Below are 24,093 nucleotides of genomic sequence, written 5' to 3'. Positions count from 1 at the left end.
TTAACTATATAGTTTAACCATTTGGTTAACAAAGATAGATAAAAAAAGTATTCCGCAATGAAATACTTTTTTTTATTTTAAAAACATTTTTAATTAATGTTTAGTTTCTCTTGTTCCTCCGTGTCCAAATGCCACTACACTTAATATTTTTAAATTTAAAAATATAAACATAAAGAACTGAATAAAAGGATTGTGCATTACAAATTTTTGAAAACGTGTTATTTTTTTTGTCATACTATTTTATTTTAAACTTATTTTTAAATATGAATTATTCTGGAATTAACTTTTTAGGTTTATTCCTTTATTCAGGAATTAACCACCAAAATGGTTTCATTTTGGCTTTATATAGGAAAGCATAATGTAACAATAATTTAACCCAATGTCCTGCTAAACCAAGTGCTCCAAAAGTTTTATGAATATTTCTTCCTCCAGAATTAGGATATTTAACATAATCAGGAACAATAGGATAGGTAGTTATACTGATTCCTCTACCTTTTAATATTCCATAACCCGAAGAGGCAATACAAGCAGCACCCATATTCCCCATTGATCCTTTATGATCTAGAGAAATTTTTCCTGATTTTATACTATCAATAATATTATCAGCTACTAATTTAGCAGTGATTCCTGATGGCATTCCTGTTCGTGGTGGTGAAGGAGAAATATCTGTTCCATTTTTGCTTTTTCTTGGTTTTGAAATTGGATGTGGCGGTGCAAAAGCAATTCCTGGAGCAAAAATATTGGGATAACTTGGATTTTGATAGGTTTCTGGCCAATCTTGAACTGTCCATTCTTCGTAAGGTTTTGGAGAATAATCTGCATCAACAATCATAAAACCTCTAAATAATTTATCCGTAATATCATTGTTATTCTTATCAAACGCCTTGAAACCGTGACCTGAAAAAGCGGGAATCAACATCGCAAAATCAAAATCTTCGGTTTTGTGTTCACCTTCTAAATTTTCGTAATGAGCAATTCCCTCTTCTACTTTAGTCACTCCTGCACCTAAAATCCATTTGATTCCTCTGTCAGCAAAAACCATTTCGACTAATTCATCAGATGGTGTTGGTTTTCCTCCCACGCTCATCAACATTCCGTCCATTCCAAAATCGCCTAATTTGTATTCATTAGAAATCCAAGTGACTTCTACTTTATCTCTTACATTATGACGGTTCAGCTCTTGTTCAACATTTAAAATATATTCAAAAGCAGCACCTTGACAAGTTGCTTTCGGATGACCCGTGCCAATAAGAATTTTAACTTTTTCCTTTGTACTTCTTACTTTTTTGATCAAATCGTGCAAACCTTGCCAAGCGTGTTCGGCGTGATCATAGGTACAAACTGAAAAAGCTTTGTTTGTTCCCGGATTTAAACCTTCAGTCATTTCAAAAGCAAGTTTTGGCCCAGTAGCATTAATCAAATAATCATAGGTTACTTTTTCTTGTGTTCCGGCATTACCTCCATAAAGATATTCTACCGACACAAAAGGTTTTTCTTCAGAAGTGTCTCCTTCAGGATGAAACGAAACCACTTTAGCCTGTATGTATCCTATACCTTTCTTTTTATATAAAGGTTCTAGAGGAAAATAGATATCTTTTGGTTTCATCCTCCCTATTCCAACCCAAATATTTGAGGGAACCCATTGGTAATTTCTATTAGGAGAAACTACAACCACTTCGTGTTCCCTAGATAACTTCCTTCTTAAATGTGCGGCCGCAGTATGACCCGCAATTCCCGCCCCTAAAATTACTATTTTTGACATATTGAATAATTTATTTATCCAAATATAAATTATTGATTTAAAGCATTTTGTAACATTAGTTACATAATAATTATTTTAACTCAAACGATATCGTATTTACTTTTAAAATAGAATATTAATTAGTTAAAAAATAAGGAGTATCAATAAATTTAGTAAACCCAAGGAAAGAACTTTGTGGTTTTACTCTTATACAATTTATAATCGGGAAATTTTTGTTCTAATCGCTGCTCTTCATAATTAGTTTTGAAGTGAAACAAAACCACCAATAGCAATGAAATTCCTAATTTATAAAACGAGTTTTGATACACGCTATCTCCAATAAAAAAAAGTATAATTCCCGTATAAATAGGATGTCGCATATACTTGTACAATCCATTTTGCAACAGTGTGGTATTGTTTTTTGGTGTGGGAAAGGGAGAAAGATTTTTATTGAGTTGCAACAAAGCTAAAACAATGATAATTCCACCCAAAATGGTAATCCAAAGTCCAGCTTTTTGTATACTAAAACTCAAATTCATTGATCCATTCAGATCAAAAATAAAACAGAAAAACAAGAAGAATTGAATAGTAACAAATAAATAATCTTTTAAAGTAGTTTTCAATTGGTCTTTTTTTGAAGTTCAATAAACAACTCCGAATTAGCTCGGGGAGCAATTGAATTTTGGCACAATTCCATCCTTAAAAAGTCAAAATCAGATTTGAAAAGTTCCTCATATTCTTGCTTGCTTCCTCCAAAAGGCGGCCCTGAATCAAATGTTTTATTAAACAATAAACCAACTAATTTGCCATTATTGGATAAAAGTTGATACATTTTCGATACATATTTTTTTCTCATTTCGGGTGGCAAAGCACAGAAAAATGTTTGTTCGATTATCCAATCATATTTTCCTTCGTGTTCGAAGAAATCACCTAAAACTATTTTAATATTAGGATTGTTTTTGAATTTTAAACAAAGGTTTTCTACCAATGTTGGCGCAATATCAATTACGGAAACATTGGTGAAACCTTGTTTTAAAAGATATTCCGCTTCATACGAATTGCCACAACCGGGAATTAAAATACTTATATTCTTTTCTTCTAAAGTATCAATATAAGTTTTAATTGGCGGAGAAACTTCGCCTAAATCCCAACCAGTGGTATTGTTTTTATATTTAGCATCCCAATATTCTTGATCTAATGGGTTTCCGAAGGAATTAATAATTTTCTTTTCAACTTCCAAAATTATTCTTTCTTTCTAGTATTTATGCCAAAAGGTAAATATAAAGGGCAAAAACTAATGAAACTTGTAAGTACAAAAATAATTGCTAAAGCTCCTAAAACCAAAGCAGTTGTTCCGCTAATTGTTTCAGTGTAGTACAATACTCCTATTACAAGTGCTATTAAAATACGAATAATTTTGTCTGTAGAACCCATGTTTTTTTTCATAATTTTTGAATTTAATTGGTTAAAATATTAAGATTTTTTTGGTGATTTTATAATCATATTGAATATCAATCCACCCATTAGCGCACCATACAAAGTAGAGTTTAATGGTTTGGATGTTATAGCGCAAGTTCCCGTTGCACAGCCCACATAAAAATAATAAAGATAGCCCGCAATACCACCAACAACTATTCCTATCCCCGTGATGATAATTGATTTTTTAGTCATTAGTTACTTTTTTCTACAATGATTTTTATTATTTCTTCTTTAGACAAAACCCCCGATTGTCTCCATAATTGCTTCCCATTTTGATACAAAACCATTGTTGGAACTCCACGAACTTGGTATTTTGAAGCTAATGCCTGATTTTTGTCCACATCAATTTTAATTATTGTAATTCGTTCTCCCAAGCTGTCTTTTACCTGTTTTAAAATTGGAGCAAGCATCTTGCAAGGACCACACCAATCTGCCGAAAAATCAATCAAAACTGGTTTTTCTGATTTAATAATAGAATCGAAACTTTTACTCATCTTTTTGAATATTTATTGTTTGGAACTGCACAACCATTTGGCCCACAGCCTAAATTAAAAATGGCTTGAAACAGAAAAAATAAACCAAATGCTATAAAAAACCATTCTCGTTGCATATATGCCTGAGCAAATAAAAACAAAGCAAATGCTAAGCGAATCCATCGTGTTATATGCCAATTCGAAAAAATAATTTCTTTCATCTTATTTTAAAGTTGAGGGACAAACATAATTTGTTGTTTTTATTCCCGTTTTTTTAATGGCTGCAAAACCTCCCAAAACATTTACTAAATTGTGATAACCTCTTGCTTTTAATATAGAAGCTGCAATCACGGAACGATAACCACCAGCACAATGCAAATAAAAGGTGTCCTCTTTTGGAAATTCGGCTAAATGCTCATTAAGAAAATCTAGTGGCGTTGAATGAACTCCAACTATATGTTCTGCAGCATATTCCCCAGGTTTTCTAACATCAAAAACTAGAGTTTCTTTATCTTCTTCCATTATTTCTTCCAATGTTTCGGCCGAAACAGAGTTCACAGTGTCGTATTGCATTCCAGAATTTTTCCAAGTTTCAAATCCATCTTTCAAGTAGCCAATCGTGTTGTCATACCCAACTCTTGCTAAACGAATGATTGATTCCTCTTCCCTTCCCTTTGGCGTTACTAAAAGCAAGGGTTGTTTTATATCTAAAATTAATGAGCCAACCCAAGGGGCAAATGCACCATCTATTCCAATAAAAACAGATTTTGGAATATGACCTTTAGCAAATTCATCTTGATTGCGCACATCCAATATCAGCGCATCAGTACCATTTGCAACATATTCAAACGTGAAGGCATCGTAAGCTGTAGCTTCTTTTACAATATCTTCGACATTTTCGTAACCTTCTTTATTGAGTTGTACATTCATTGGAAAATAAGCAGGCGGTGGCAATAATCCATCCGTAACTTCATCTATAAATTCCTCTTTGGTCATATTAGCACGAAGTGCATAATTGATTTGTTTTTGTTCACCAATAGAACCCACAGTCTCATTGCTTAAATTTTTTCCGCAAGCACTTCCGGCACCGTGAGCAGGATAAACAATAACATCATCTGCCAAAGTCATTACCTTAGTTCGTAAACTTTCGTATAAAATTCCAGCCAGTTGTTCTTGCGTCATATTAGCTGCTTTTTGGGCTAAATCTGGTCTTCCCACATCACCTAAAAACAAAGTATCTCCACTAAAAAGTGCATAATCTTTGCCGTTTTCATCTTTCAAAAGATAGCAAGAACTTTCCAACGTATGTCCAGGTGTGTGTAACAAAGTGATGGTAATATTTCCCAATTGAAAAACTTCACCATCTTTTGCAATATGTGCATCAAAACTTGGGTTTGCTGTTGGTCCAAAAATTATTGGTGCACCAGTTTTTTCGGCCAAAGTCACGTGACCACTAACAAAATCAGCGTGAAAATGAGTCTCAAAAATGTATTTTATTTTTGCATTATCAAAACTAGCTTTGTCAATATAAGGCTGTACTTCGCGCAATGGATCAATAATGACAACCTCGCCATTACTCTCAATATAATAAGCACCTTGCGCTAAACAACCTGTGTAAATTTGTTCTATTTTCATTTTTCAAAGTGTATTATAATGTAAATTTATTTAATTTTTATTCAAAGACAGTATCAAAAGTTACATTTAGTAAAACATTAGGACAAGAAAATCTCTTTAATAATGATGTAAATTCCCATTGTGAGAACAAACCAACCAAATCCTGTTTTAAGTTTTTCCTCTGCAACTTTTCTAGAAATAAAATTTCCTATAAAAATTCCGACTATCGATGCTAAAGTAAACATTTGCAACAACTTCCAATCGATGATTTGGTTTCCCATAATATCACCTGTAAAGCCAATTAATGATTGCAAGGAAACTATAAAAAGCGAGGTTCCAACTGCCATCTTCATTGGTGTTTTTGCAAAAAACAATAAAGTAGGAACTATTAAAAATCCACCTCCAGCACCAACAAATCCTGAAACAAGTCCAATGAGAATTCCCATTACTACTATTTTATAATAATTGAGTGTTTCTCCATCAGAAATTATTCTTTCTTTCAAAGGTTTTATCATTCTTACCGATGCAAAAATCATCACAAAGGCAAAGACTACCATAATTAGAATCGACTTGTTCAAGGTGAAATTTTCAGTGGCAAAAATAACATTCGGAATTTTAGGAACTATGAATTTTCGAGTAATAAAAACCGAAATCACGGCTGGAATTCCAAATAAAAAAACCTTATTAAAATCAACTAATTTTTGTTTAGCCTTGTGAAATCCACCAATCAACGAGGTTGTCCCAATTACAAATAAGGAATAAGCTGTCGCCAATGTGGGTTCGATTCCCATCACATAAACTAAAATTGGAACCGAAAGTATAGAACCACCACTACCTAACATACCGAGGGTCATCCCCACAAAAACCGCCAAAATGTATCCTACTAAATTAGATGTTTCCATTAAATTATTTTTATAGATACAAAAGTAATTTTTTTAAGAAACTAAGTCTGTAACAATTGTTACGGCTAATTAGACAATACGATGGAAGCTCTATTTAATTTAATTTTACCCTTATTTTCCAAGGCTTTCAATAATCGAGAAACCACAACCCTCGAAGTATGTAAATCATAGGCAATTTCTTGGTGAGTGCTGTGAATTTCATTGGAATTATTAATTTTAGATTTATCGTGAAGATAATTCAACAAGCGTTCATCCATATTCATAAAAGCCAAGTTGTCTATCGCTGACAACATTTCTTTCAAGCGATTGTTATAACTATTAAAAACGTAATTCCTCCAGCTTTTGTATTTACCCAACCATTCTTCCATTTTAATTACAGGAATCATAACAACAGTTCCTTTTGTTTCGGCAACAGCTCTAATTTCGCTTTTGGTTTCTCCCATACAACACGCCATCGTCATTGCACAAGTATCTCCTTTTTCAATAAAATACAATAACAACTCTCCTTCGTCAAAATCTTCGCGTAATATTTTAATTGCTCCCGTTACCAATAAAGGCATTTTTCGAATAGAATCACCAAAATCTATAAGAATATCTCCTTCCTTGAAATCTCTTAACAAAGAAACCTGAGCAATTTCATCAATCAATTTGTCTTCAAATATATAGCCGTAAGTCTGTTTGAGTAATTCTTTCATTCTTGATTTTCATTTTTATGAATGGTAAATTTCGTTAAATTTTTTCAGTTTAAAGACAAAACAAAAAACACTTTCTACTAATTTTATCCACAATGCTTTGAATTATTTTCTATTAATTTTTGATTTCGCTCCAAACATTTGAATATATGTAACAAAAGCTACAAACTCTTATAATATGTTTCCCGAAATTTGTTCCAGAATTAAACACAAATTAATACTCTAGATATGAAAATACTTATTATAGGCGGAGTTGCCGGTGGAGCAACTGCAGCAGCAAGATTAAGAAGATTGAGCGAAGAAAATGAAATTATAATTTTCGAAAAAGGAGAACACGTCAGTTTTGCAAACTGTGGATTACCTTATCATATTGGAGGCGTAATTGTGGAACGTTCCAAATTATTATTGCACACACCTACTTCTTTAAAAACAAGGTATAATTTAGATGTACGTATTTTTAATGAAGTTTTAAAAATAAATAAAGAAGAAAAAACAGTCGAAGTTAGAAATGTAATTACAAAAGAAATTTATACTGAAACCTACGATAAATTGTTATTATCTCCTGGTGCTGAACCTTTCAGACCCAATATTCCAGGAATAGATTCCGATAAAATAATGACACTACGAAATGTCGCTGATATGGACCGAATCATTGCTAATACCAAAGATTTAAAAAACATTGCCGTTGTAGGTGGTGGTTTCATTGGTTTAGAAGTTGCCGAAAATCTAGTAGATATTGGACTCAACGTAAGCGTAATCGAATTAGGAAATCAAGTTATGGCTCCGGTTGATTATGAGTTTGCCAAAATGGTACAACATCACGCTGCTGCTAAAAACCTAAATATTCTTATAAACACAGGTGTTGAAGCTTTTGAAGATAAAGGCAACGAAATTGAATTAAAATTGAATAATGGCAAAACGATTCTGGCTGATGCAGTTATTTTTGCTATTGGTGTAAAACCTGAAAATGGTTTGGCAAAAGCTGCTGGACTAGAATTAGGTGTTACAGGCGGAATTGCCGTTAACGAATTTATGCAAACTTCAGATCCAAATATTTATGCTGTGGGTGATGCTGTAGAGGTTTTCCATTTTATCAATCAAGTAAAAGTGTTGATTCCGCTTGCTTGGCCAGCGAACAGACAAGGAAGAATTGTTGCCGATAATATCACAAGAGGAAATAGAATTTCGTACAAAGGAACTTTGGGAACTTCGATAATTAAATTTTTCGACTTGACTGTTGCAGCCACCGGACTTAACGAAAAACTTTTGAAACGCTACAATATTCCATACAGAACAGTAACAGTTACTAGAGCCAATCACGCCAGTTATTATCCTGGAGCTACCAATATTGTTTTGAAAATGAATTTTGCAGAAGATGGAACTATTTATGGCGCACAGGCTTTAGGAAGAGAAGGTGTTGACAAACGCATCGATGTAATTGCAACAGCAATAAAAGGAAATTTGACCATTTATGATTTACAAGAAATCGAAATCGCTTATGCTCCACCTTATAATTCTGCCAAAGATCCCGTAAATATTCTAGGTTATGTTGCTGAAAATATGTTGAACGATGATGTTAGATTTATTAATTATGACCAATTAGACGATTATCTTTCAACCGAAAATGCAACTCTAATTGATGTTAGAACCAAAACAGAATTCGAAAACGGAGCGATTCCGAATGCTATTAATATGGATATTGATACTTTCAGAGAAAATCTAGATTTCTTTGACAATAACAAAAAATATGTTATTTACTGTCAAATTGGTTTAAGAGGTTATTTGGCACAACGAATATTGAGAAACAATGGTATTAATTCTGTGAATCTCAATGGAGGTTATGGACTTTGGAAACCAGTAAATAGTTAATTTTTAGAAGTCTGTCTTGTCCTAAAATAGCTTTACACAAAAAGTGTAAAAATATGGAAAGATATTCAAAAGAATATTCATCAAAATGGCAATCAAGATATTCGGAAGAATTTAAGAGATTTGTATGTAATGATTATTTAACTGGTTCTCTAACCAGACGTGAAGTTGAAGTAAAACACTGTATTGGTAATTCTCGACTCACTTATTGGCTAAGAGAAATATATTTTGAAGATATTAACGAAGAAACTTGTACCGCAAGAATTAAGAAAGGTTATTCAACTAATGAAGAAAATGGATTAGTTGTAGATGTATTTCAAAAATTAATGGAATCTGACTTCATATTTGTAATGTATTTTAATTAAGATTTATCTCCTCAAACTATATCAATACCTTTATTTTCATTTAGACAACAATATTTATTAATTCCTGAATAAAATCAATTCCCTCAAAATCAAGCAAGACAAAATACTATTCAAAGCATACTTTACGTTATTAATCTCACTCATAAATTAAAAACTAAAAGTTATGGCAAAATCACACATTTATCCAGGAGCCAACTCGCTTAATACCTACATCAACATTAAAGGGTGCAACGATGCAATAGAATTTTACAAAAAAGCATTTGGAGCAATCGAAAAACTTCGTTTGTTAATGCCTGATGGTAAAATAGCACACGCCGAACTAGAAATTGAAGGTTCGCTATTAATGATGGCGGACGAAAACCCAAATTGGGGAACCAAAAGCCCTGACACCTTGGGTGGAAATCCAGTGACCATTGGTTTGTATGTGGCAGATGTTGACCAAGTCTTTCAAAAAGCAATTGATGCGGGAGCCACCTTAATAATGCCCGTGAAAGACGAATTTTACGGAGACCGAGCCGGGCAAGTACTTGATCCATTTGGTTATAAATGGATGATAGCAACCCATATTGAAGACGTTCCCCTAGCAGAAATGCAGACACGAATGAACAAAATGTTTTCGGGAGAATAATCACAATAAAAAAGCCCTTTCGCAACTTTCGAAAGGGCTTTTCTTTTATCTTAAAACAAATAAAAATCCGTTTACATTCGCCAAAATCCGCATCATCCGTGACCCAATCTTAGCATTTTTATTCCTCTTCTTCACTAGTATGTGTTTTCGAATAGCCTCTCCATTTCTCAATACAATCCTGAAAATCCTGTGGTAATTCTGTGTCAAAACGCATATATTCTCCCGTTGTAGGATGCATAAAACCAAGTGTTTTAGCGTGCAAAGCTTGTCTTGGCAAAGCCTTGAAGCAATTATCAATAAATTGTTTGTATTTCGTAAATGTAGTTCCTTTCAAAATTAAATCACCACCATAACGGGCATCATTAAAAAGTGGATGACCAATGTGTTTCATGTGAACACGGATTTGGTGTGTTCGTCCCGTTTCGAGAATACAAGAAACTAAAGTCACATAACCAAAACGTTCCAACACTTTATAATGTGTCACAGCAGGTTTCCCAATTTCGGGATCGGCAAAAACAGCCATTTGCATTCGGTCTTTTACGTGACGAGCAATGTTGCCTTCAATCGTTCCTTCATCAGCAACTACATTTCCCCAAACCATCGCGATGTATTCTCTTTCGGTTGTTTTGGCTTCAAATTGTTTGGCAAGATGCGTCATTGCAGCTTCGGTTTTAGCAATGACAAGAAGTCCTGAAGTGTCTTTGTCAATTCGATGAACTAGTCCTGGACGTTCGCTACTATTCATTGGCAAATTCTCAAAATGAAACGCCAAAGCATTCACTAAAGTTCCCGTATAATTTCCGTGACCTGGATGCACCACAAAATTGGGTGGTTTATTGACTAACAAAAGTGCGTCGTCTTCATAAACAATATTCAATGGAATATCTTCGGGGTCAACCCTATTTTCAAACGGCGGATGCGACAACATAATACGTATCACATCAAAAGGTTTAACTTTGTAATTCGATTTTACGGGAACATCATTCACATAAATATCACCACCAGTCGCAGCATTTTGGATTTTATTTCGAGTAGCATTCGGAATCATATTCATCAAATACTTGTCGATTCTCAAGAGCAATTGCCCTTTGGGAACGTCAAATCTATAATGCTCAAATAATTCTTCGTCTAAATCTTCTGAAGTATCAATATTACTGTTCATTTGGAGCCATTTGATCAGTTGGTGTTGCCGTGCTATCTACTTGCTCGGAGTAACTTTCTTTACCGTCACCCAACACCAAATCAATTTTGGAAGCTTTCAAAACTCTATCGCCTACTTTCACATTTCGTCCTTTGAAACGCATTTCGAGCACCATATCTTTTCCAAGATTCGGAATATAAATAATGGTTCCTTCTTCAAGTCCCAAAGCTTTTAAAGGTGGCAACGCTTCACGATACGTTTTTTGAATTAAATCAGGAATTCGAACCGACGAAAATCCCGAAGCATTTATCTTGATATAGACTTTTCTGCCCACTTTTACTTTGGCTCCAGGCAAAGGATCTTGCTCGACAACGCTAAATTTTGGATAATCTTTATTGTAATCTACACTATCCAAAAGCACATAATCCAAGTCTAATTCATTCAATTTTTCTTCGACCTGTTCCTCGGTCAATTTAGCTAAATTAGGCACTGTAATTTCGTGACCGTGATCTGTGGTGAAAGTCAACCAATGCATAAAAAAGTAACCCAAAACAAAAATGATGGCAAGCGCAGCTAATGATTGCGTAAAAAACACGCGGCTACCTAGATATTTACGTAAACTCATAAATTTATTTTTATAAGTCACAAAGATAAAGCTATTTCGTTCGAAAAAAAATTCTAATTTTGTTTAGAAAACGTTTAATCGATTAATCGGTTAAACGATTAAACTTTTAAACTTTTAAAATGAAAAACATTGCCATCATAATGGGCGGATATTCAAGCGAATACAAAATCTCATTAATCAGCGGAAACGTCGTTTACCAATTTCTTGACAAAACTAAATTCAAAGGTTTCCGAATTCACATTTTTAAAGAAAAATGGGTTTATGTCGATGATAACGATGCTGAATTTCCAATTGACAAAAACGATTTTTCAGCCACAGTAAATGGAACAAAAATCACTTTCGACTGTGTTTTCAACGCCATTCACGGAACTCCAGGCGAAGATGGATTGATGCAAGCTTATTTTGAATTAATAGGAATGCCACAATCGTCTTGCGATTATTATCAAGCTGCATTGACGTTCAACAAACGGGATATGCTTTCTGTTTTAAAACCTTACGGAATCAAAACCGCTACTTCTTATTATTTAAACAAAGGCGAACACATTGATACTGACAAAATTGTAAAAACCGTTGGTTTACCTTGCTTTGTAAAACCCAATAAATCGGGTTCCAGTTTTGGAATTTCAAAAGTAAAAACAGCTAACGAATTACCAATCGCCATTGAAGTCGCTTACAAAGAAGACAACGAAATCATCATCGAAAGTTTCCTTGACGGCACCGAAGTTTCCGTAGGTGTCATCAATTATAAAGGAAATATAACCGTTTTACCTATAACCGAAATAGTTTCGGAGAATGATTTCTTCGATTACGAAGCCAAATATCAAGGAAAATCACAGGAAATTACACCGGCTAGAATCTCGGCCGAAATGACAAAAAGAGTGAGCGAAGTGGCAAAACGTGCTTACGAAGTTTTAAAGATGAAAGGTTTTTCTAGAAGCGAATTCATCTTTGTGGACGGAGAACCTTATATGCTTGAAATGAACACCATTCCTGGCCTCACCACCGAAAGTTTAATTCCACAACAAGCTAAAGCTGCTGGAATTTCATTGGAAGATTTGTTTAGCAATGCTATTGAATTGGCTTTGTCCGAATAAATGATTATTTTAAATAAACTCAACTAAAAAGATGAGAAAAGCTATTTTTCCAGGATCTTTTGACCCAATAACTCTAGGTCACGAAGATATCATAAGAAGAGGAATTCCACTATTTGACGAAATTGTAATTGCCATTGGCGTCAATGCCGAAAAAAAATATATGTTTTCGCTTGAAGACAGAAAACGCTTTGTCGAAGAGACTTTCAAGAACGAACCAAAAGTTTCCGTCATTGTTTATGAAGGCTTGACAATCGAATTATGTCATAGAATAAATGCCAATTTTATTCTAAGAGGATTGCGCAATCCTGCTGATTTCGAATTCGAAAAAGCCATCGCCCACACCAATAGAAGATTGTCAAAAATTGAAACCGTATTTTTGTTGACCGCTGCAAAAACGTCTTTTATAAGTTCCAGCATCGTTAGAGACGTGATTCGACATAATGGTCAATATCAATTATTAGTTCCAGAGGCAGTTAAAGTAAAAAAATAGAATTACTCATAAATTTGCGATAAGCGTTATTTAACCCTATTTTTGCAAAAAATAAAACACACAAAACTATATAATGGAAAGAGCATTACATAAACGTAGCGGTTCTCAATGTGAACTTTGCGCTGCAACAGAAAACTTAAAAGTATATACCGTTTTACCAACAAAAAAAGGTGGAATTGACGAAAGTATATTGGCTTGTTCGACTTGTATCGACCAAATTGAAAATCCAGATAATGTAGATTTGAATCATTGGAGATGTTTAAATGACAGTATGTGGAGCGAGCACACTGCAGTGCAAGTAGTTGCTTGGAGAATGTTAAGCAGAATGCGAGCAGCTGGTTGGCCAAAAGAATTGCTAGATATGATGTATTTAGATGAAGATACTTTAGCTTGGGCTCAAGCCACTGGCGAAGGCGAAGAAGATGAAAATAAAATTGTACATCGCGATGTAAACGGAGTAATTCTTGCTACTGGCGATTCAGTAGTTTTGATTAAAGATTTGAAAGTGAAAGGTTCCAGTATGGTTGCCAAACAAGGAACTGCGGTTCGTAACATTAGACTAGATCACGAAAATGCCGAATATATTGAAGGTAGAGTTGACGGACAAACGATTGTAATTATTACACAATACGTGAAGAAAGTATAGTTAGCAGTTAGTTATCCATTATCTTTAAAAAAACTAAATGACAGGAATATTAGCCCAAACAATTGCAACTGTATCTTATGGAAATGAATATTTAAAACAGAATAAAACTCATTCGTTTTATCCTCAAAATTCAACTTTCCAACATTGTAATACTGTTGACTTTAGAGAAATGAAGAAAAACATATTTACTAAAGACACAGAAATTATAATTGCAAATAATCCAATTGAATGGTTTGATTTTTTGAAAAAAAATGGTTGTCAAAAACTTTCACTATATTATCAATCAGAAAATGACGATGACTATAGAACTTCTGCATTTGTTGGCGGAGGTGGAAATTGGTATATTGAATGTATTTATAAAAATTACTCTGATTTTTGGATTAGTAATTGGAAACATAATAAAGAAATAAAAGATAAACCTTGGAACGTAATTTATGGTAAATCAATTTCCAAAAGAGCAACAATTAATCGCCAATATGATATAATAGAAATCAGGAATAGTTTAAAAAATATTCTTGAAAAAATTACAGAATTTGCATACCAAGAAACTACTGAAAATTGGGGTAAAACATTTGAGAATAGTAAAATCACTTTAGAAAATAAAAATCCAGAAATAGATTTTTATCATACAGATTTAATCTGTTGGGAAAATTATGAAATCAAAAATAGACAATTATTAATGTCTGCAAGTAAAGCATTAGTTTTTGGAGGAATGGGTTCTTGGAATGATATGTGGTTTGAAAAAGAAGAAAAGGAAAAAGTATATATAGAATTGTCAAGAGAATTATATGTAATGATAATGAAAGGAATTGAAAGTTCAATAAATAGAGAATTAATATAAAAGACAACGTCTAAAACACTCTTATAGCAGTTAGCAAAAAAAACGAAAACGTCCTGAGAAATCAAGACGTTTTTGTTTTTTTATGTAGATGTTTAATCTGAACTACTCCTCTTCTTTCTTAATCACCTTTCTGGCAACTTCGATTTTGAACTTCTTTCCTTTCATTTTTTCGTCCTTGATATTGTGAAGTAAATCTTTTACTTTGTTGAATTTTACGGCGGCAAACGAAATAAAATCCTTCACTTCGATTAATCCTAAATCGCCTTTTTCGAGTTTTCCTTTTTGAGAAAAGAATCCAACAACATCAATTTTATTCAATTTATTTTTCTTTCCGCCACTGATATAAATAGTTTGAAATTCTGGTGGTTTTGGTAAAGTTGTTGAATTTTCTACTTTCAAAACTGGCATTCCATAATCAATATAATCCAGCTTTTTTTCGCTATCGTGAGCAATGATATAAGCTGTTCCCGAAGCTAGCATACGAGCAGTTCTACCATTTCTATGGGTAAATTCGTCTTCTTTTAATGGTAAATGGTAATGGATTACGTGTTTCATTTCGGGAATATCGAGTCCACGTGCTGCCAAATCGGTTGTGATTAAATAGCTCACACTTCCGTTTCGGAATTGGATTAAAGCTCGTTCTCGCTCGTCCTGATCCATTCCGCCGTGATAATAGGTGGAATAAATTCCTTTTTCGTTTAAAGTGTCGCTAATGCGTTCTGCTGCGTCTCTGTGATTACAAAAAACCAAAGCTGATTGTGATTTTAACGAACAAATTAAATTGAACAAACTTCCAATTTTATCTTTTTCTTTCGAAACGACCATTTTCATAGAAAGATTGTTTGTTTCTTCTTCGTTTGGAATAAAATCCAAAATCGTAGGATTGACAACTCTTGTATATTTTGGAATTTCAATATCAGAAGTCGCCGAAACCAAAACACGCTTGTTTAGTTTAGATAATTTACCAATGATGAATGACATTTGCTCGTGAAAACCCAACTGCAAAGACTTATCAAATTCGTCGAGAATTAAGGTTTCAATTTTGTCCAAACGAAAAGTACCACGGTCAATATGGTCAGCAATTCTTCCTGGAGTCCCAATTAAAACTGCCGGCGGATTACTTAAATTCTTGATTTCAGTATCGATGGAATGCCCTCCATAACAAACATTTACTTTGTAATCTGTTCCCATTTTTTTCCAAACTTGCTCAATCTGAAGTCCTAATTCTCTTGATGGAACTAGAATCAAACATTGCACAGAAAGAATTTCAGGTTTCAACATTTCGAAAATGGGCAACAAGAAAGCGAGTGTTTTTCCAGAACCTGTTGGCGAAAGCAATAAAACATTGTTATCGCTCAAAATAGTTTCTTGGGCAGCAACTTGCATTTCGTTTAGGCTTTCGAAACCTAAATTGAGAAGTAAATTATTGGAATGGTGTTTTTTATTCATTTTGCAAAGGTAAAATGAATTATGAATTATAAGTTATGAATGTTGAATTAAAAAATATTCCTATTTAGTGAGCTTTTCTTCTTCAAACAATAGTTTAATATTTTCATAAGAATTTTTTAATATTTCAGACATTTCATTCGGATGAATCCAAGCCACTTTTTCGATACCTTCTTCGATTTGTCCAAAAGGAATTCCGTCAAAATCAGAATGCATTTCGAACCAATGTGTTATTTTGAGTTTATAATTACCACTACGCTTGAAAACGTGGTAGGTTTTTTGAAGTTTTTTGGTAACAGTTAACTTATTTACTCCAGTTTCTTCCTCGACTTCGCGCATTGCTGTTTCTTCAATTTCTTCCCCTTTTTCAGTTCCACCTTTTGGTAAATCCCATTTTCCACCTCTGAAAATAAATAAAACTTCCCCTTTTTTGTTATAAACCAATCCTCCACCAGCTTTATTTACGGGGATTTTTGATTTCAGGGTTTTCATAATCTGCTTTTCATCAGGATGATACAAATAAGCCTTCTGAATTTTATTTTGAAACATTTTAACAATAAGTTGCTTAATGTCAATACTTTCTAATAAAAAAATCTGAAAATTAGTCTCCTTTGAGATTTCATTTGTCAAAAAAAGTGGTTTGTCGTTCACAAAAACTTTATACATTTGTACTATGATATTTAATAAAGATACCGCCGAAAAAACTGCCGAATTACTTTTGCAAATAAATGCAATTAAATTGAATCCAAGAAATCCTTTTACGTGGGCTTCAGGATGGCAATCACCGATTTATTGTGACAATCGGATAATTCTCTCATTTCCAGCTATAAGAAATTATGTGCGAGACGAATTTTCTAAACATATTGAAAAACAATTTGGAAAACCTGATGTAATTGCTGGTGTAGCCACTGGAGCAATAGGAATTGGAATGCTTGTTGCTGAAAGTTTAGGCTTGCCATTCGTTTATGTTCGTCCAGAACCAAAAAAACACGGAAGACAAAACCAAGTCGAAGGTTTTTTACAAAAAGGACAAAATGTAGTTATTGTCGAAGATTTGATAAGTACTGGAAACAGTAGCTTACTTGCTGTAGAAGCTTTACGAGCTGCAGGTGCAAATGTAAAAGGAATGGCTGCGATATTTACTTATGGTTTTGACATTGCTCAAGAAAATTTCAAAAAAGCTAATGTTGATTTATTAACTTTGAGCAATTATCAAAATTTATTGAATTTAGCTGTTGCCAAAAAATACATCACCGAGGAAGAAGAAGAAACTTTGAGAGAATGGAACTTGAGTCCGTCAACTTGGGGTGTAAAAGTCTAACATTCCAAAAAAAAGAAGAACATTACTTTAAATATTCAATTAAGAAAATAAAAAATGAACCTAGAAAGCCCCAAAGTTACTGTCGAAAAATCAGCACAAGAATTATTTGATTTATTAAGCGATGTACGAAATTTCGAGAAATTAATGCCTGAAAATATTGCGAAATTTGAAGTGACTAGCGATGATTCTTTTATTTTTGGATTAAAGGGAATGCCCGAAATAAAACTAAAAACAAAAGAAAAAGCGGCACCAAACAAAATAGTTTTGGGTTCGGCGAGTGATAAATTATCCTTCACTTTAACTGCAACAATCAATGCTATCTCAGATAATTCAAGTGATGTGAAATTAGACTTTGAAGGCGAATTCAATGCAATGATGGCGATGATGATTAAAGGTCCTATTTCAAAATTCATCGAAACTTTGGCAGGAAATATGGGGAAATTGTAAATCCCTAATTTCTTTTTCTTATATGCAAAAACCTTTTGGTAAAAAACTGAAAGGTTTTTTTGTTTTAAGGCAACAGTAAATACTCAATACAACATTTGAATTTCTTTGATATCAAACTCAGAAATTGAATCATTTTCTAGAAGAATTTCTAGTTTTCCAATAGTATTTACACCTTGAATAATTCCCATAAAATTTTGGTCATTTTGATCTGAAAAAGGCATTGGAATTCCTTTTTTGAATAGTTTATTTGTATATTCCTCCCATAATAAATCAGCCTTTTGATTCCAATATTTTATATTTTGTTCCAATTTTTCGACAATCTTCAGAAGAATCTCTTCCTTGTCAAAAGTAGTCTTGCAAATAACAGCCAAGGAAGATGCTTTTGGCAAATCTTCAAAATCAGTTTGGTTGACATTCAGTCCTAAACCCACAATTGAAATGATGGTTCCGTTACTTTTTATACTGTTTTCAATTAAAATTCCGCCAATTTTTTTATTATATGACATTATGTCGTTTGGCCATTTTATACTTAATTCGGGAATGTTCAGCGTTTCTAAAACCTGAATAACCGCGAGTGATACTGCAATATTTACATTAAAAATACGACCACTATCTGTTAAAAAATCCTTGACCAAAACACTCATTATTAAGTTCTTACTAGGCTCAGAAGTCCAAACAGAGCCCATTTGTCCCTTACCTTTGCTCTGGTTTTCGGCACTAACCACGGTGAAGTTTTCTAATATTTGATTACTCGATAATCCTTTCAGGAATTCATTTGTGGAATCTATGGCATCGAGTTTGATTAGTTTCATAAGAAGTTATTTGTGGAAGAGAATTTAATATTGTGTTAAGGTTCAAAAATAATCACAAAAAATGGTAACTTTACAAACTTATTTAAAAATAATTCATGGCAAAAAAGACAGTAAATAATGATGTTCTATTGGCAAACATCATCAAAGGAATCGAAGAAGTAAAAGGAAATGACATAGATATTCTGGATTTAAGAGAAATAGACACCGCCGTTTGTGACTATTTTATCATCTGCAACGGTAATTCAAACACACAAGTTAACGCCATCGTTAACTCTATTCAAAAAACAGTTTCTAAAGAATTAAAAGACAAGCCTTGGCACGTTGAAGGCACTGATAATGCCGAATGGGTTCTTATGGACTATGTAAATATCGTGGTGCATGTTTTCCAGAAACACATTCGAGAATATTATAATATCGAAAGCCTTTGGGGTGATGCCAAAATTACCAAAATTGAAAATAAATACTAAAGTAAGAAACTGAAATGGCTAAAGATAACAATCCAAATTCGAATAAATTCAAGGTTAGTCCGTGGTTAGTCTATACCGCAATAGCACTGATTTTCTTGACAATAAGTGTTTTAACAGGAGGTTCTAACTTTTCGGAACCAGCACAATTAACCTCTTCCAGCTTTAATGCGTATCTTGAAAAAGGTGAGATTGAAAAAGTGATAGTTTACAATAAATCTGAGGCAGAAGTTTATCTGACTGCTTCAGCATTAAAGGAACCCGCTAATAAAAAAGTAGCAAAAGATATGTTAGATCGTCCTAACAAAGGACCTCACTATACTTTCATTATTGGAAATGATCAACTTTTCCAAACTAAATTAGAGAAAGCAGTAGCTGCAGGAAAATTGAAAGATTTTAATTTCTTACCAAAAAATAATTGGACAGACATATTAGTAAGCTTATTGCCAATCATCATCATCATTGGGGTTTGGATATTCATTATGCGAAGAATGTCAGGTGGCACAGGTGGTGGTGGCGGACAAATTTTCAATATTGGAAAATCGAAAGCTAAGCTTTTTGACGAAAAAACGGATATTAAAACTTCTTTCAAAGATGTAGCAGGTTTAGAAGGTGCTAAAGAAGAAATTCAGGAAATTGTAGAATTCTTGAAAAACCCTGAAAAATATACCAATCTGGGAGGAAAAATTCCGAAAGGTGCTTTACTTGTTGGTCCTCCAGGAACAGGAAAAACATTATTAGCGAAAGCTGTAGCTGGTGAAGCGCAAGTTCCATTCTTCTCATTATCAGGTTCTGATTTCGTGGAAATGTTTGTAGGTGTTGGTGCATCGAGAGTACGTGACTTGTTTAAACAAGCCAAAGAAAAATCACCAGCAATCATTTTTATCGATGAAATTGATGCTGTGGGAAGAGCAAGAGGGAAAAATAATATGTCTGGCGGAAACGACGAACGTGAAAATACATTGAACCAATTACTAACCGAAATGGACGGTTTTGGAACCAATTCGAATGTTATTGTTTTAGCTGCAACTAACAGAGCAGATGTTCTTGATAAAGCCTTAATGCGTGCAGGTCGTTTTGACAGACAAATATTTGTTGACTTACCCGATATTCGTGAACGTGCAGAAATTTTTGAAGTTCACCTTGCTCCATTGAAAAAAATTGAAGGTCTTGATACCGAGTTTTTAGCAAAACAAACTCCAGGATTTTCAGGAGCAGATATTGCAAATGTTTGTAATGAAGCTGCCTTGATTGCTGCAAGAAATAATAAAACCGCAGTAGATAAACAAGATTTCCTTGATGCCGTAGATAGAATTGTAGGTGGATTAGAAAAGAAAAATAAAATTGTAACTCCAGACGAAAAGAAAGCGATTGCCATTCACGAAGCGGGACACGCAACAGTGAGTTGGATGCTTGAACACGCAGCACCACTAATAAAAGTAACGATTGTTCCTAGAGGCCAAAGTCTTGGAGCGGCTTGGTATTTGCCAGAAGAACGCTTGATTGTTCGCACTGACCAAATGCTAGATGAAATGTGTGCTACAATGGGAGGAAGAGCGGCAGAGAAAGTAACTTTTGACAGAATTTCTACTGGAGCATTGAGTGATTTAGAAAAAGTAACTCGACAAGCTCGAGCAATGGTAACCATTTATGGGTTGAATGATAAAATAGGAAATGTTACTTATTACGATTCAAGCGGACAAAGCGAATACAGTTTTTCTAAACCTTATTCTGAAGAAACTGCGATGATTATTGACAAGGAAATCTCATTGTTGATAGAAAGTCAATACGAAAGAGCCATTAAAATATTGGAAGAAAATAAAGATAAATTGCATCAACTTGCTGACATTTTGATTGAAAAAGAAGTTATTTTCAAAGACGACTTAGAAGCTATTTTCGGAAGAAGAACTTTTGATTCCAATCTTGAAGAAGTAGTATCTTAATAGCATATAATTTACATAATTTTTAAAATCTTAATTCAAAAATGACTTTTGAATTAAGATTTTTTTATCTTTGAACGGTTTTAAATAACAAACAATAGTAGTTTAAAAAAATATGAGTCTTTTCAGAAAAATTTTTGGCACTAATAATCCGCCTTCAGAAGAAGAAAAAGATAAAGAATATAGCAAATATTCTCCTGACATCAATGCTCCACTAGATGAGCAGTTTATCTATAATTTCAAAAAAAATGGAGGTAAATTTTTGTACTGTGAAAATGAAACCGAAGTAAATGACCAATTTGAAAATATACTAGAAGAAAATGACTGGTTTGAAAGCGAAGCTTTGTGTTATGAGCCTAAGCTTTTTAGTATGCTCGAAGAAAATAAAATTACATATCACAAACCAAAAAGCCCATCGTTTCTTCTAGCAAACTGTGAAAACGTGATTGCTGATGAAGGTTCAATATTGTTTTCTTCCAAACAAATTAAGCAGCATAAACCAAACGAACTTCCAGCCAATATCATTGTTATAGCAACAACTAGCCAGATTATTGGAACAAAAAGTGACGGACTAAGTGTTATTAAAAATAAATACGTCAAAGATTATCCAACAAATATTACTACAATAAAATATTTCGAAAAAGTTGAAGAGGAAGATTTCACCCAATACGGAAGTTCCGCCAAAAATCTATATTTATTGCTTTTAGAAGATCTTTAAAATGAATGAAACACTCAAGAGATCAATATCTGGTGCTATTTATGTAATTTTATTGCTAGCTTCAATCCTTTATTCAACGGAAACTTTTTTTATCTTATTTGGAGTTTTTTTAATTATCACTATTTATGAATTTTCTCATTTAGTGAAAATCAATAGTTTTATTCCAATTCTATCAGGAATTTCTGTTTATGCTATTATTACTTTAGTTAGCCATTATAACAAACAAACGTCTGCTTTTTTAAATAGTATTTTTCAATCAAAAATTGATTTAAACATAAACATACAACAACTAAATCTTATCCTTTTAGCAGTAACTATTGTTGTTTCCGTTAAATGTATCTTATTCTTATTTTATGATTCCGTTCAAGAAATAAGTACTTCTTCTAAATATTTATACCTTTTGGGTTATATTACATTGCCTTTCATTTTTATCACTAAAATTTCATTTGGAATTAATGATTATAATCCCAAGATAATTATTGGATTATTCATCATAATATGGACCAATGATACTTTTGCTTACATCGTAGGTAAATCAATAGGTACTCACAAATTATTTGAAAAAATATCTCCCAAGAAAACCATAGAAGGATTCCTAGGAGGCATCATTTTTGCAGTTTTGGCTGGTTTTTTAATTTCTAAATTCTACATAAAACCAAAACCAGAATTTAGCGAAAAATCAATACTAATCTGGACATCAATAGCCCTAATCGTGGGTATTTTTGGAACAATTGGTGACTTAATCGAATCGAAATTTAAACGTATTGCAGGAGTAAAAGATAGCGGAAAAATAATGCCTGGCCACGGAGGCATTCTAGATCGACTAGATAGTATTATATTTGTGGCACCAATTGTATTTTTGTTTTACCAAATTTTAAACTATGTTTCATAAAGAAGGCGCTCAATCCATTTTATTCGGAACTGTTTTTACGGCAGTTGTACTTTTATTGTCCGATAAATTCATTGACACCAATTGGATTAGAATGTCCGTTCAAATTGTCACTTTTGTGTTTTTGATTATCATTTTACAATTTTTCAGAAACCCAAAACGAAACTTCATAAAAAACGAAGACCAAATTTTATCTCCTGTTGACGGAAAAGTGGTTGTGATAGAAGAAGTTTACGAAGGCGAATATTTCAAAGAAAAACGCATTCAGGTTTCTATATTCATGTCGCCTATCAATGTTCACGTAACCCGTTATGCCCTTAGCGGAATTGTAAAATTCAGTAAATACCATCCAGGGAAATTTTTGGTAGCTTGGCATCCAAAAGCAAGCGAAGAAAACGAAAGAACCACGATTGTAATCGAAAATAAAACTTTCGGTAAAGTTCTTTATCGCCAAATAGCTGGAGCGTTAGCACGAAGAATCGTCAATTATGCCGAAGAAGGAATGCAGGTAACTCAAGCTGAAGACGCAGGATTTATCAAATTTGGCTCAAGAGTTGACGTGTTTTTACCTTTGGGAACACCCATAAATGTCACCCTTAATCAAAAAGCCATTGGTGGGAAAACAATAATTGCAACAAAAGCGGAATGACCAAAAAAGATTTAGATACCCGATTTCAAGAAGCATTTGAAATTGCTTCGAATATGAGTCACACCGAATTACCTCCAGATGTGATGCTACGGCTTTATGCCTTTTATAAACAAGCCACTTTTGGAACTGCAAATTACAATCAATCGGAACATTTTGATTTAAGAAATGCTTTCAAAACCAATGCTTGGATTCAAATAAGTCATTTATCTGTTGATGAGGCCAAAGAACAATACATTGAAATTATAAATTCCTTATTGGAAAAATAGTTCTCACTATGAAAAAGATTCATTTTCTAATATCTGGTTTACTTTTAACTACCGTTTTACTTTCTTGTAACGACAAAAAACTCACCGAAGTGGTTGAAGTGCCATTGCCAACAGCCCAAGAAAAAATAGCCATAGGACATCCTGATGATGTGAAGGCAAATGATGGTGCTTTTCAATTAGAAAAATTACCTTATACTTACGATGCCTTGGCACCAAATGTATCAGCATTGACTATGGAAATGCATTACTCCAAACATTATTTGTCTTACGCCAATAATTTGAACAAAGCCTTGGCAGGAACAGATTTAGAGAACTTGACCATCGAAGAAATTTTGGCAAAATTAGACCCAAATAATGATGAAATCAGGAATAATGCTGGCGGATATTACAACCATTCTCTATATTTTAAATGTATGACACCAAAAACTGGAGAAGTCGTAAAAGACAGTTTGACACCTGCAATTACAAAACGATTCGGCTCAATTGACAACTTTAAAGCAGCATTTAAAGAAGAAGCAGAAAAGCAATTTGGCTCAGCTTGGAC

31 protein-coding genes are annotated in these 24,093 nt (G+C 33.4%); 16 read left to right on the top strand and 15 right to left on the bottom strand.

Features of this window, described 5'->3' with window-relative positions; translation table 11 throughout:
• Positions 1-301 precede the first annotated feature (301 nt).
• The 10 genes from PHC28_RS03130 to PHC28_RS03085 all read right to left on the bottom strand — a co-directional run bounded on the left by PHC28_RS03130 (position 302) and on the right by PHC28_RS03085 (position 6,904).
• On the bottom strand, positions 302-1,762 hold the full coding sequence (locus tag PHC28_RS03130) for an FAD/NAD(P)-binding oxidoreductase (RefSeq protein ID WP_300096532.1): 1,461 nt from the start codon (positions 1,760-1,762) through the stop codon (positions 302-304).
• A gap of 149 nt (positions 1,763-1,911) precedes the next feature.
• The gene (locus PHC28_RS03125) at positions 1,912-2,364 is read right to left on the bottom strand and encodes an isoprenylcysteine carboxylmethyltransferase family protein (protein ID WP_300096531.1); all 453 of its coding nucleotides are present in this window, start codon (positions 2,362-2,364) and stop codon (positions 1,912-1,914) included.
• Entirely contained in the window at positions 2,361-2,981 is a 621-nt protein-coding gene (locus PHC28_RS03120) for a methyltransferase domain-containing protein (protein WP_300096530.1), read from the bottom strand. Before PHC28_RS03120 ends, PHC28_RS03125 begins: the two co-directional genes overlap by 4 nt.
• 2 nt (positions 2,982-2,983) lie before the next feature.
• A complete protein-coding gene (locus PHC28_RS03115; RefSeq protein ID WP_300096529.1) occupies positions 2,984-3,187 on the bottom strand; it encodes a DUF2892 domain-containing protein in 204 nt (67 codons plus the stop codon).
• Positions 3,188-3,214: 27 nt separating this feature from the next.
• The gene (locus tag PHC28_RS03110; RefSeq protein WP_300096528.1) at positions 3,215-3,412 is read right to left on the bottom strand and encodes a DUF6132 family protein; all 198 of its coding nucleotides are present in this window, start codon (positions 3,410-3,412) and stop codon (positions 3,215-3,217) included.
• Positions 3,412-3,714, bottom strand: a complete 303-nt coding sequence (gene trxA / locus PHC28_RS03105) for a thioredoxin (RefSeq protein WP_300096527.1) — start codon at positions 3,712-3,714, stop codon at positions 3,412-3,414. The genes PHC28_RS03110 and trxA overlap by 1 nt, the downstream gene beginning before the upstream one ends.
• A complete protein-coding gene (locus tag PHC28_RS03100; RefSeq protein ID WP_300096526.1) occupies positions 3,711-3,914 on the bottom strand; it encodes a hypothetical protein in 204 nt (67 codons plus the stop codon). Before PHC28_RS03100 ends, trxA begins: the two co-directional genes overlap by 4 nt.
• A gap of 1 nt (position 3,915) precedes the next feature.
• Positions 3,916-5,328 carry a rhodanese-like domain-containing protein gene (locus tag PHC28_RS03095; RefSeq protein WP_300096525.1) on the bottom strand — a complete coding sequence of 471 codons (1,413 nt, stop codon included), beginning with the start codon at positions 5,326-5,328 and terminating at the stop codon, positions 3,916-3,918.
• Between the two features lie 77 nt (positions 5,329-5,405).
• On the bottom strand, positions 5,406-6,209 hold the full coding sequence (locus tag PHC28_RS03090; RefSeq protein WP_300096524.1) for a sulfite exporter TauE/SafE family protein: 804 nt from the start codon (positions 6,207-6,209) through the stop codon (positions 5,406-5,408).
• Between the two features lie 65 nt (positions 6,210-6,274).
• Entirely contained in the window at positions 6,275-6,904 is a 630-nt protein-coding gene (locus PHC28_RS03085) for a Crp/Fnr family transcriptional regulator (RefSeq protein ID WP_300096523.1), read from the bottom strand.
• Between the two features lie 225 nt (positions 6,905-7,129).
• Here PHC28_RS03085 and PHC28_RS03080 point away from each other — a divergent pair, with 225 nt between their 5' ends.
• From PHC28_RS03080 to PHC28_RS03070, 3 genes are all read left to right on the top strand, one after another.
• Positions 7,130-8,770, top strand: coding sequence for a CoA-disulfide reductase (locus PHC28_RS03080; protein ID WP_300096522.1), 1,641 nt, complete (start codon positions 7,130-7,132; stop codon positions 8,768-8,770).
• A gap of 53 nt (positions 8,771-8,823) precedes the next feature.
• Positions 8,824-9,132: a hypothetical protein gene (locus PHC28_RS03075; protein ID WP_300096521.1), complete on the top strand. Its 309-nt coding sequence runs from the start codon at positions 8,824-8,826 to the stop codon at positions 9,130-9,132.
• A 163-nt stretch (positions 9,133-9,295) separates the two neighbouring features.
• Positions 9,296-9,760 (top strand): VOC family protein, encoded by a 465-nt coding sequence (locus PHC28_RS03070; RefSeq protein ID WP_300096520.1) that lies wholly within the window; start codon positions 9,296-9,298, stop codon positions 9,758-9,760.
• Positions 9,761-9,878: 118 nt separating this feature from the next.
• Here PHC28_RS03070 and PHC28_RS03065 read toward each other — a convergent pair whose 3' ends face one another.
• Both PHC28_RS03065 and PHC28_RS03060 read right to left on the bottom strand, forming a co-directional pair.
• Complete coding sequence (locus PHC28_RS03065) at positions 9,879-10,922, bottom strand: RluA family pseudouridine synthase (RefSeq protein WP_300096519.1); 1,044 nt, start codon at positions 10,920-10,922, stop codon at positions 9,879-9,881.
• A complete protein-coding gene (locus tag PHC28_RS03060; RefSeq protein WP_300096518.1) occupies positions 10,912-11,526 on the bottom strand; it encodes a PASTA domain-containing protein in 615 nt (204 codons plus the stop codon). The genes PHC28_RS03065 and PHC28_RS03060 overlap by 11 nt, the downstream gene beginning before the upstream one ends.
• Positions 11,527-11,645: 119 nt before the next feature.
• Here PHC28_RS03060 and PHC28_RS03055 point away from each other — a divergent pair, with 119 nt between their 5' ends.
• From PHC28_RS03055 to PHC28_RS03040, 4 genes are all read left to right on the top strand, one after another.
• Positions 11,646-12,620, top strand: a complete 975-nt coding sequence (locus PHC28_RS03055; protein ID WP_300096517.1) for a D-alanine--D-alanine ligase — start codon at positions 11,646-11,648, stop codon at positions 12,618-12,620.
• Between the two features lie 31 nt (positions 12,621-12,651).
• Positions 12,652-13,110, top strand: coding sequence for a pantetheine-phosphate adenylyltransferase (gene coaD / locus PHC28_RS03050; RefSeq protein ID WP_300096516.1), 459 nt, complete (start codon positions 12,652-12,654; stop codon positions 13,108-13,110).
• Between the two features lie 73 nt (positions 13,111-13,183).
• The gene (locus PHC28_RS03045) at positions 13,184-13,756 is read left to right on the top strand and encodes an alkylphosphonate utilization protein (protein WP_300096515.1); all 573 of its coding nucleotides are present in this window, start codon (positions 13,184-13,186) and stop codon (positions 13,754-13,756) included.
• 37 nt (positions 13,757-13,793) lie between these two features.
• Complete coding sequence (locus tag PHC28_RS03040; protein ID WP_300096514.1) at positions 13,794-14,597, top strand: hypothetical protein; 804 nt, start codon at positions 13,794-13,796, stop codon at positions 14,595-14,597.
• Positions 14,598-14,699: 102 nt separating this feature from the next.
• Here PHC28_RS03040 and PHC28_RS03035 read toward each other — a convergent pair whose 3' ends face one another.
• Positions 14,700-16,046 (bottom strand): DEAD/DEAH box helicase, encoded by a 1,347-nt coding sequence (locus PHC28_RS03035; protein ID WP_300096513.1) that lies wholly within the window; start codon positions 16,044-16,046, stop codon positions 14,700-14,702.
• A 60-nt stretch (positions 16,047-16,106) separates the two neighbouring features.
• Positions 16,107-16,709, bottom strand: coding sequence for an NUDIX domain-containing protein (locus PHC28_RS03030; protein WP_300096512.1), 603 nt, complete (start codon positions 16,707-16,709; stop codon positions 16,107-16,109).
• A 7-nt stretch (positions 16,710-16,716) separates the two neighbouring features.
• Here PHC28_RS03030 and pyrE point away from each other — a divergent pair, with 7 nt between their 5' ends.
• On the top strand, positions 16,717-17,364 hold the full coding sequence (gene pyrE, locus PHC28_RS03025; protein WP_300096511.1) for an orotate phosphoribosyltransferase: 648 nt from the start codon (positions 16,717-16,719) through the stop codon (positions 17,362-17,364).
• Positions 17,365-17,418: 54 nt separating this feature from the next.
• Complete coding sequence (locus PHC28_RS03020) at positions 17,419-17,811, top strand: SRPBCC family protein (protein WP_300096510.1); 393 nt, start codon at positions 17,419-17,421, stop codon at positions 17,809-17,811.
• A gap of 83 nt (positions 17,812-17,894) precedes the next feature.
• Here the strand turns inward: PHC28_RS03020 and PHC28_RS03015 are convergent, their stop codons facing one another.
• Positions 17,895-18,623, bottom strand: coding sequence for a biotin--[acetyl-CoA-carboxylase] ligase (locus PHC28_RS03015; RefSeq protein WP_300096509.1), 729 nt, complete (start codon positions 18,621-18,623; stop codon positions 17,895-17,897).
• A 95-nt stretch (positions 18,624-18,718) separates the two neighbouring features.
• On the opposite strand from PHC28_RS03015, the gene rsfS reads away from it, so the two are divergent.
• The 7 genes from rsfS to PHC28_RS02980 form a co-directional block, all read left to right on the top strand.
• Positions 18,719-19,090: a ribosome silencing factor gene (gene rsfS / locus PHC28_RS03010; RefSeq protein ID WP_300096508.1), complete on the top strand. Its 372-nt coding sequence runs from the start codon at positions 18,719-18,721 to the stop codon at positions 19,088-19,090.
• Positions 19,091-19,104: 14 nt separating this feature from the next.
• Positions 19,105-21,030 (top strand): ATP-dependent zinc metalloprotease FtsH, encoded by a 1,926-nt coding sequence (gene ftsH / locus PHC28_RS03005; RefSeq protein ID WP_300096507.1) that lies wholly within the window; start codon positions 19,105-19,107, stop codon positions 21,028-21,030.
• 112 nt (positions 21,031-21,142) lie between these two features.
• The gene (locus PHC28_RS03000) at positions 21,143-21,745 is read left to right on the top strand and encodes a lactate utilization protein B/C (RefSeq protein WP_300096506.1); all 603 of its coding nucleotides are present in this window, start codon (positions 21,143-21,145) and stop codon (positions 21,743-21,745) included.
• 1 nt (position 21,746) lies between these two features.
• Entirely contained in the window at positions 21,747-22,637 is an 891-nt protein-coding gene (locus PHC28_RS02995; protein ID WP_300096505.1) for a phosphatidate cytidylyltransferase, read from the top strand.
• Positions 22,627-23,283 carry a phosphatidylserine decarboxylase family protein gene (locus tag PHC28_RS02990; protein ID WP_300096504.1) on the top strand — a complete coding sequence of 219 codons (657 nt, stop codon included), beginning with the start codon at positions 22,627-22,629 and terminating at the stop codon, positions 23,281-23,283. The genes PHC28_RS02995 and PHC28_RS02990 overlap by 11 nt, the downstream gene beginning before the upstream one ends.
• On the top strand, positions 23,280-23,549 hold the full coding sequence (locus tag PHC28_RS02985) for an acyl-CoA-binding protein (RefSeq protein ID WP_300096503.1): 270 nt from the start codon (positions 23,280-23,282) through the stop codon (positions 23,547-23,549). Before PHC28_RS02990 ends, PHC28_RS02985 begins: the two co-directional genes overlap by 4 nt.
• An 8-nt stretch (positions 23,550-23,557) precedes the next feature.
• The coding region (locus PHC28_RS02980; RefSeq protein ID WP_300096502.1) for a Fe-Mn family superoxide dismutase at positions 23,558-24,093 on the top strand (536 nt) is incomplete at its 3' end.

Origin of the sequence: Flavobacterium sp., from assembly GCF_028712645.1 — a bacterium.
Taxonomy (GTDB): domain Bacteria; phylum Bacteroidota; class Bacteroidia; order Flavobacteriales; family Flavobacteriaceae; genus Flavobacterium.
This window is presented reverse-complemented; position numbering and strand designations above follow the sequence as displayed.

What these genes read in the sequence shown, in the direction of transcription:
- coaD (WP_300096516.1), top strand. Translation starts at nt 12,652, where the DNA reads ATGAGAAAAGCTATTTTTCCAGGATCTTTTGACCCAATAACTCTAGGT.
- PHC28_RS03035 (WP_300096513.1), bottom strand. Translation starts at nt 16,046, where the DNA reads ATGAATAAAAAACACCATTCCAATAATTTACTTCTCAATTTAGGTTTC.
- PHC28_RS03055 (WP_300096517.1), top strand. Translation starts at nt 11,646, where the DNA reads ATGAAAAACATTGCCATCATAATGGGCGGATATTCAAGCGAATACAAA.
- PHC28_RS03130 (WP_300096532.1), bottom strand. Translation starts at nt 1,762, where the DNA reads ATGTCAAAAATAGTAATTTTAGGGGCGGGAATTGCGGGTCATACTGCG.
- PHC28_RS03030 (WP_300096512.1), bottom strand. Translation starts at nt 16,709, where the DNA reads ATGTATAAAGTTTTTGTGAACGACAAACCACTTTTTTTGACAAATGAA.
- PHC28_RS02995 (WP_300096505.1), top strand. Translation starts at nt 21,747, where the DNA reads ATGAATGAAACACTCAAGAGATCAATATCTGGTGCTATTTATGTAATT.
- PHC28_RS03060 (WP_300096518.1), bottom strand. Translation starts at nt 11,526, where the DNA reads ATGAGTTTACGTAAATATCTAGGTAGCCGCGTGTTTTTTACGCAATCA.
- PHC28_RS03065 (WP_300096519.1), bottom strand. Translation starts at nt 10,922, where the DNA reads ATGAACAGTAATATTGATACTTCAGAAGATTTAGACGAAGAATTATTT.
- PHC28_RS02985 (WP_300096503.1), top strand. Translation starts at nt 23,280, where the DNA reads ATGACCAAAAAAGATTTAGATACCCGATTTCAAGAAGCATTTGAAATT.
- ftsH (WP_300096507.1), top strand. Translation starts at nt 19,105, where the DNA reads ATGGCTAAAGATAACAATCCAAATTCGAATAAATTCAAGGTTAGTCCG.
- PHC28_RS03040 (WP_300096514.1), top strand. Translation starts at nt 13,794, where the DNA reads ATGACAGGAATATTAGCCCAAACAATTGCAACTGTATCTTATGGAAAT.
- PHC28_RS03090 (WP_300096524.1), bottom strand. Translation starts at nt 6,209, where the DNA reads ATGGAAACATCTAATTTAGTAGGATACATTTTGGCGGTTTTTGTGGGG.
- PHC28_RS03070 (WP_300096520.1), top strand. Translation starts at nt 9,296, where the DNA reads ATGGCAAAATCACACATTTATCCAGGAGCCAACTCGCTTAATACCTAC.
- PHC28_RS03095 (WP_300096525.1), bottom strand. Translation starts at nt 5,328, where the DNA reads ATGAAAATAGAACAAATTTACACAGGTTGTTTAGCGCAAGGTGCTTAT.
- PHC28_RS03080 (WP_300096522.1), top strand. Translation starts at nt 7,130, where the DNA reads ATGAAAATACTTATTATAGGCGGAGTTGCCGGTGGAGCAACTGCAGCA.
- PHC28_RS02990 (WP_300096504.1), top strand. Translation starts at nt 22,627, where the DNA reads ATGTTTCATAAAGAAGGCGCTCAATCCATTTTATTCGGAACTGTTTTT.
- PHC28_RS03115 (WP_300096529.1), bottom strand. Translation starts at nt 3,187, where the DNA reads ATGAAAAAAAACATGGGTTCTACAGACAAAATTATTCGTATTTTAATA.
- rsfS (WP_300096508.1), top strand. Translation starts at nt 18,719, where the DNA reads ATGGCAAAAAAGACAGTAAATAATGATGTTCTATTGGCAAACATCATC.
- pyrE (WP_300096511.1), top strand. Translation starts at nt 16,717, where the DNA reads ATGATATTTAATAAAGATACCGCCGAAAAAACTGCCGAATTACTTTTG.
- PHC28_RS03015 (WP_300096509.1), bottom strand. Translation starts at nt 18,623, where the DNA reads ATGAAACTAATCAAACTCGATGCCATAGATTCCACAAATGAATTCCTG.
- PHC28_RS03100 (WP_300096526.1), bottom strand. Translation starts at nt 3,914, where the DNA reads ATGAAAGAAATTATTTTTTCGAATTGGCATATAACACGATGGATTCGC.
- trxA (WP_300096527.1), bottom strand. Translation starts at nt 3,714, where the DNA reads ATGAGTAAAAGTTTCGATTCTATTATTAAATCAGAAAAACCAGTTTTG.
- PHC28_RS03000 (WP_300096506.1), top strand. Translation starts at nt 21,143, where the DNA reads ATGAGTCTTTTCAGAAAAATTTTTGGCACTAATAATCCGCCTTCAGAA.
- PHC28_RS03045 (WP_300096515.1), top strand. Translation starts at nt 13,184, where the DNA reads ATGGAAAGAGCATTACATAAACGTAGCGGTTCTCAATGTGAACTTTGC.
- PHC28_RS03110 (WP_300096528.1), bottom strand. Translation starts at nt 3,412, where the DNA reads ATGACTAAAAAATCAATTATCATCACGGGGATAGGAATAGTTGTTGGT.
- PHC28_RS03020 (WP_300096510.1), top strand. Translation starts at nt 17,419, where the DNA reads ATGAACCTAGAAAGCCCCAAAGTTACTGTCGAAAAATCAGCACAAGAA.
- PHC28_RS03085 (WP_300096523.1), bottom strand. Translation starts at nt 6,904, where the DNA reads ATGAAAGAATTACTCAAACAGACTTACGGCTATATATTTGAAGACAAA.
- PHC28_RS03075 (WP_300096521.1), top strand. Translation starts at nt 8,824, where the DNA reads ATGGAAAGATATTCAAAAGAATATTCATCAAAATGGCAATCAAGATAT.